The following is a 3978-nucleotide window of genomic DNA, read 5'->3' on the forward strand; positions in this document are numbered from 1 at the left end:
CCCCAACGACCTCAGCGAGCTGCACACGACCGCGCGCAACAAGCTCAAGAGTGCTCAGAAGCGCCCCTCGATCATCGCCGCCTGCTGGATGCAGGCCACGCTGTGGTGATGTCATGATTTATGGAAGTCTCAAATAGCCTGATCGCCTGCACTCCTCAAGTTTGAGGGCAATGGGGAGCACTTTCAGTGCCGAACGGCATCGGCAAGCAGCGACCTGCGGTGACCTAGCCGACTCGAGCGTCTGCCTTCGCATGTTGGCAAGGCGTGCTTGGCGCCAATCCGCAGGCCATCGAGGATCTCAACCAGTCGGCTGGGGCCGCAGGCCGTCCTGCCCCACTGGCCGTGCGGCTGACCACGGTGCGCTTTCACGACTTCGACGCCGCGTCAGTTCACTGGGGCCGACCGTGGGCCAGCCACATTGATAGGTCGATCGACTTTCCCCCGCTTCAAGGCCGCACGCAACACCGTCGAGGTGCGGGTGGCGCCAGAGCCAGCCGGGGCAGGGAAGTAGAGGCTGATCGCAATCATCGGTCGGATTACCAAGACAAAATCCTGCGACGCGGTAAAAGATGATTGCGTTCGATGAGAACGAGTTCAGGTCAAGCCTGCTGAGGCCTTTGCTTTTTTGCGGCGTCAATCGCAGAGATCGAGGCTATCAGGCCATCTTCACTTGAGGCGACGCCTGCAGCGATCCACTCGAATAGCTTTGCTTCAGGGATCACAGCCACCATGAGGTCGAGTGCTTCTTTGCGTGATCGCTTTTCGATGGGATCTCGCGGAGTTTCGCAGCCCGATCGAAATGCATCTGATGCCCCGAGCAGAAGCGATGCTTGTTCATAGTGGCCTCGCCGTGCCATCAGCCATGCCAGGATGTCGGCCCGGGCGGCTAGGATTGCGCAGCGCGCAAGCACCGGCAGTGCTTCTTCGGTCACGCGCTGAGCCTCGTCCAACTCGTTCTCTGCGGTGAGTGCCGCGATCAAGCCGGCAAGAGCGTTTGACAGCGTCAATCCTGCGCGGGCCTTGCGGGCACTTTCTGCCAGCGCGCGGTACCGGTCGGCGGCTTCGTGGGCATTTCCGGCCTCCAGGTGGAACCTGGCGATGTCATCAAGCAATACCAGGTGGTATCGATCAATTCCAGCCTCTTGAGCGTGCTCGAGAGCCAGCATGGAGCATTCGATTGCCTCCTCCGGGCGACCGGCCTTTGCCAGCCACAGGCCTTCGACTCGCAGCCTCCTCATGCTGTCCGCCACTGGCCAACTGGCGTCCTCCATCGATTTAGCTCTCTGCAGGGCGTTTGCCGCACCTGCTAGGTCGCCCGCATCGAGCATCGCCTCTGCCACATGGCGCCTGCAGGCATGCACGTGTCGAGACCTCCCGATCTCTTCGAACAGGTCTTCAGCCTTGAGCAATGCCTCGATGCAACGAGAGGGTCGAAGACGGCCACCAAGCCCAATGCGCCCATACCATTGCCAATACTGCGCAATGAGCGAACGCGGCATCTCGTCGTTTACCAGGTCTTCCACCTCCAGAAGCCTTCGGCGAGCCTCCTGGACTGCGCCTTCCACAGCCGTCACCATGGAAGGCAAGGTGGCCAGGGCAACTGCCACGACGGGGTTCTTGCCGCCAGCAAACGCCCATTCATAGGCGCTACGGACGTTCGGCATCTCTGCAAGGATGGCATCTGGACGGCGCTGCTGGATGGCTCGCCTGAGCGCCTGGCAGGTCACATCGGCATGCCGCGCAATCCAAAGGTCGGTTTCGCCAGAACTTGCAAGTTGTTCCAGCGCATGCTCACGTGTGGACTCCAGCATGCGGTACCTTGGGCGTGGCTCGCCCTCTGCAACGATGAGCGATTTGTCGACCAGGCTGCTGAGATGCTCGAGAACGAGCCATTCATCCATCTGGTCGGTGGTAGCGAGTTCTTGCGCCGCTTCAAGCGAGAAGCTGCCAACGAAAACACCCAGACGGCGATAGACGGCTCTCTCATCCTCGTCAAGCAGCCCATGGCTCCAGTCGATGGCTGCCCTCAGCGTCTGGTGGCGTTTTGGGGCGAAACGCGAGCCTCCGGTCAGCATGCGGAAGCGCTCCCCCAATCGCTCTTCCACGCCAACGACACCGAGCACTGGAACGCGTGCTGCGGCGAACTCGATGGCCAGTGGCAAGCCATCCAGCCTCCTGCAGATCTCCACGACCGCCGCCAGGTTGCTTGAATCCAGGGTGAACTGCGGTCTCTGGGCTCGAACTCTCTCGACGAACAGTCGCACGGCACCATAAGCCAGTGCATCGTCAGCAAGCTGAGCGTTCATGGGAACCGACAACGGCGTCAGCCGGTAGAGGTGCTCATTGGGAAGCCTGAGCGATTCCTGCGTGGTTGTGAGAACACGCAGGCCCTCGGCATCCGCGAGCAGCCGTGCGATGACGGCACCAATTTCGTCTAMTAGGTGCTCGCAGTTGTCGACCAATAGCAGCGCGCGTCGATCACGCAGAGCCATGCTTAGCTCTTCAATCGGTTCACGCATCCCGGGAAGGCTCAATTTCATCGCTTGCGCAATGGTCTGCACAAGGAGGCTTCCGTCATTCAAGGAGGCGCATTCAACGATCCATACTCCATCGGGAGAGTTCGCGGCGAGGGTGCAGGCGACTGCCAGGCCAAGCTGCGTCTTTCCGATACCGGCAGCGCCGACGATCGACACCAGTGGATGCCTCTCGATCAAGGCCTGTACCGCGGCACAGTCTTCCTTGCGACCATACAGGTCTGGTGGTCGTGATGGTGCATTACCAGAGGCCGGGTGCCTTGGCGCTACCGACGGTTTTGCTCCTGGGTTGGCCTGCGCCTCTGCTGGCTCAGTTTGCTCGCCTTCGACGGGAAGCATGAACCGATAGCCTCGGCCCGGAATCGTTGCGATAGCTTGTGGCCCGAGCAGTTTGCGAAGCGTGGAGATCTGGACCTGAAGATTGTTCTCTTCAACGATCACGCCGCGCCACACGGTGTCGAGCAGTTCGTGCTTGCTGATTGCGCCGCGCCGGCGCTCGATCAACACCCGAAGGAGCGCGATCCCGCGCGCGCCCAGCGTTACGCGCTTGCCTTCAATGCGAAGCTCCTGTGCAGGTATATCCAACTCGGCCTCACCGAAGCGGTAGACCGGGCCTTCCACATCAGCAGAGGAAATTGGTGGCACTTTAAGTCGTCTTCTCCGATGACCCTTGCTTCTTCGGCACCAGGTTGATCATCAATTTATCCCTTGAACGGAAGTATGGATCGGGAAGCCAGGCTCCGCCACCGTCTTTGACGGCGAATTCGGCTTTGGGAAACGTCTTGACGAATTTCATGATGGCCGCGCTCGCCACCATCAACGCCATATCAGAGCCGATGCAGTAGTGGATGCCATGTCCGAACCCGTAGATCTGTTTCGCGTTGAGTTCGCGACTGATGTCAAATCGATCTGCGGTCTCTCCAAAGACTGCCGGATCTCGATTGGCCGATCCGTAGACGACGGTCACTTTCTCGCCCTTGGTGAGAGGGTAGTCGCCGAGGACGCAGTTCTCTGCTACCCAGCGGTCCGCCATCTGGAACGGTGCATCGTAGCGAAGCATCTCCCACAGGGCGCCTTTAATCACGTATTCATCTTCGCTCTTGCTGAGGAGAAGCTCCCATTGATCGCGGTTCGCAAGCAGGTTGTAGATTCCCGTGGTGATGAGGAACTCGGTCGAAAGATACCCTCCCAGCGCAAAATGCGATGCCGTGTTTATCACTTCGTCCTGATTCAGGGCGGGAGGTACATAGGGGCAAGCCGATTTGCGCAGACCCTCCATGATGTTCTTCGGTCGCGGAACATTCGGGTCGCGACGTGTCTGATCCTTGGTGAGGGCGCTCAAGTAGGAGCGCAAGGCAAGGCTTGATGAGCCACCGGCACCTCTTATTTTCTGATCCGCATTTGGATCATGCCCGTCCAGCATCGCTTTTGTCCACAGCGCGAC

Annotated in this window: 2 protein-coding genes and 1 pseudogene; 1 reads left to right on the forward strand and 2 read right to left on the reverse strand. The window is 59.8% G+C overall.

The genetic code is table 11. The features are described 5' to 3' along the window. Positions 1-109: pseudogene (locus AC1DY5_RS45545) on the forward strand (IS630-like element ISCARN39 family transposase); the annotation flags it as partial. Positions 110-599: 490 nt separating this feature from the next. On the opposite strand, the gene AC1DY5_RS45550 reads toward AC1DY5_RS45545, so the two are convergent. After that, on the reverse strand, positions 600-3155 hold the full coding sequence (locus AC1DY5_RS45550; RefSeq protein WP_478120984.1) for an ATP-binding protein: 2556 nt from the start codon (positions 3153-3155) through the stop codon (positions 600-602). Between the two features lie 25 nt (positions 3156-3180). Next, positions 3181-3978: cytochrome P450 (locus AC1DY5_RS45555; protein WP_478120985.1), on the reverse strand; the 798-nt coding region annotated here is incomplete at its 5' end.

The sequence above is a fragment of the Variovorax sp. P4_D9 genome (genome assembly GCF_056401695.1).